Origin of the sequence: Protofrankia sp. CiT1 (assembly GCF_917627335.1) — a bacterium.
GTDB lineage: Bacteria > Actinomycetota > Actinomycetes > Frankiales > Frankiaceae > Protofrankia.
In genome coordinates, this window is sequence record NZ_CAKJTP010000212.1 from 1 (window position 1) to 2730 (window position 2730).

Sequence of the window (2730 nt, forward strand, 5' to 3'; positions counted from 1 at the left end):
GCTCGGCGAACGGGCCGCGATCAGCCGGCTGACCCGCGGTGGCCGGCGGTCCGCCGGCGGTGCCGCCCGCCTGCTCCCCACCCGGGACGGCTGGGTCGCGGTCAACCTGGCCCGCAGCTCCGACCGTGAGCTGCTGCCGGCCTGGCTGTCGATCGCCGGGAATGATCACGACCGGGACGACCATCCGGTGGGGCTGTGGGATGTGGTCACGGTCGCGCTCGCCCGGTTACCCACTCACGATGTGGTCGAGCAGGGGCAGCTGCTCGGCCTGCCGGTGGCCGCGGCCGCCCAGCCGAAGGACGCGGCCCAGGACGACCAGGCCGCCGCGCGCGGCCAGCGCTTCCCGTTCGCGCCGTTCCTCCTCGACGGCACACCAATCTCCAGCGCATCGACCGACAGCACCCCGACCGGGACGGGCCACCGACCCCGTCCCACCGACGAGACCGATCCTCGTCGTCGACCTGTCGTCGCTGTGGGCCGGACCGTTGTGCGCGCACCTGCTGGGGCTCGCCGGCGCCCGGGTGATAAAGGTCGAGAGCACCCGGCGGCCGGACGGAGCGCGGTCCGGGCCGCGGGCTTTCTTCGACCTCCTGCACGCCGGCCACGAAAGTGTCGCGCTCGACCTGCGCACGCCTGACGGCCGGGCCGCCCTTGTCCGCCTGATGCTGCGGGCCGACGTGGTGATCGAGGCGTCCCGGCCGCGGGCCCTGGCCCAGCTGGGCATCGACCCGGCCGGCCTGCTCGCCCGCCATCCCGCACTGACCTGGGTGAGCATCACCGGCTACGGCCGGACCGGACCGTGGTGCCAGCGGGTGGCCTTCGGCGACGATGCGGCCGCAGCCGCCGGCCTGGTCGCCGTCGGGCCGGACGGGACGCCGATGTTCCTCGCCGACGCGATCGCCGACCCGGTGACCGGCCTGTACGCGGCGGTCGCGGCACTCGCGTGCGTGGTCGGCGGCGGCGGCCACCATGTCGACATCGCCCTGCGCGAGGCGGCGGGTTCGCTGCTCGGGACCCGCCCGAGGCTCCCCCGGCGCGACCCGGCCGCCCGATGGTCGCCCGGCTCCGATCAGGACGAAGACAACCCCAGCGGGTGGTTCGTGGCGGCCAGCGGCTGCCGGCGGCCGGTCCTGCCGCCCCGCCACCGGATGCCGGCCGGTACCGCGCCGGAGCTGGGCGCGGACACCGCGCGCATCCTCACGGAGCTCGCCTGATGACGACCGGCCACGACGACCGAATTCTGATCATCAACGCGCGGGTCGACGGGCGGGGCTGGACAACATCGGTACGGATCGGCGGTGACCGGATCGTCGCCGTCGGCCCGAAGCTGTCCCGCCTGCCCGGCGAGTACGTCGTGGACGCCCGGGGCGGCATTCTCCTTCCCGGCCTTCATGATCATCATATCCACCTGCTGGCCCTGGCCGCCGCGCACGGCTCGGTGCTCTGTGGCCCGCCGGCCGTACGCGACCGGGCGGCACTCGCCGCGGCCCTGCGCTCGGCCGCGGCGCGGACCCGGCGAGGGGGCTGGGTCCGCGGCGTCGGTTACCACGACAGTGTTGCCGGTCCGCTGACCAGGGATGATCTCGACACGATGGTCGCGGATGTCCCCGTGCGGGTACAGCACCGCTCCGGGGCGTTGTGGATGCTCAACTCGGCTGCCCTCGCCGCGGCCGGCCTTGACGATCAAGCAGGTGCTGCCGTCAGCGCGCCGCCCGGAGCCGGGCGCGGCCCGGCTGGACGTCCCGACGGCCGACTGTTCCGGCTGGACGGCTGGCTGCGCGGACGGCTCCCCCCCGCGCCGGCTCCGGATCTCAGCGCCGTCGGACGGCAGCTCGCCGCGTTCGGCGTCACCGGCGTGACGGACGCCACCGCCGGCACCGGGCCGGCCGAGGCTGAGCTGCTCGCCGCCGCGGTGACCCGCGGTGACCTCCCGCAACAGCTGACCCTGACCGGCGGCCCCGAGCTCACGCCGCTGGAGCACCCACGCATCCGGCTGGGGCCGGTGAAGATCGTGATTGACGAAGGTGAACCGGTCGAGTTCGACACGCTCGTCGCCAAGCTGCGTGCCGCACGGGCCGCCGGGCGGGCGGTGGCCGTGCACTGCGTGACCCGCGCCGCGCTCGTCCTTACCCTCGCCGTCCTCAACGTCCTCAACGTCCTCAACGCCGGCGCCGACGTCGACACCGAGGCCGACGCCGAGGAAGCTGGGACCGCTCACCCGGGGGACCGCATCGAGCATGGCGCCGTCATCCCACCGGATCTGGTGGATCAGCTCGTCGAGCGTGGCCTGACCGTCGTCACCCAGCCGCACTTCATCACCGAGCGCGGCGACGAGTACCTCAACGAGGTCGACGGCGAGGATCTCCCGTGGCTGTACCGCTGCGCGGGATTACGGCGCGCCGGGGTCGCGGTCGCCGCGGGCACGGATGCCCCGTTCGGCGATCCGGACCCGTGGCGGTCGATGCGTGCCGCGGTGACCCGGCGCACGGCGGCGGGAAACCTGATCGGACCGGGTGAAACGGTTGACCCCGCCGCCGCCCTTGCCCTGTACCTCGGCGATCCCGCCAGCCCCGGCGGGCCGGCGCGACGGGTCATCCCCGGCGCTCCGGCGGACCTCTGCCTGCTCGCCGAACCCGGCCCGGCCGCGCTGCGGACGCTGAGCGCGGACCTGGTCACCCTCACCATCGCCGCCGGACGGATAATCGCCGACAACCGCTGACCGGCCTGACC

2 protein-coding genes are annotated in these 2730 nt (G+C 74.6%); both read left to right on the top strand.

Annotation, left to right across the window (positions count from 1 at the left end):
• The first annotated feature begins 239 nt into the window (after positions 1-239).
• Positions 240-1214, top strand: a complete 975-nt coding sequence (locus MJ785_RS20070; protein ID WP_239382271.1) for a CoA transferase — start codon at positions 240-242, stop codon at positions 1212-1214.
• Positions 1214-2719: an amidohydrolase family protein gene (locus tag MJ785_RS20075; RefSeq protein WP_239382273.1), complete on the top strand. Its 1506-nt coding sequence runs from the start codon at positions 1214-1216 to the stop codon at positions 2717-2719. Before MJ785_RS20070 ends, MJ785_RS20075 begins: the two co-directional genes overlap by 1 nt.
• Positions 2720-2730: the final 11 nt, after the last annotated feature.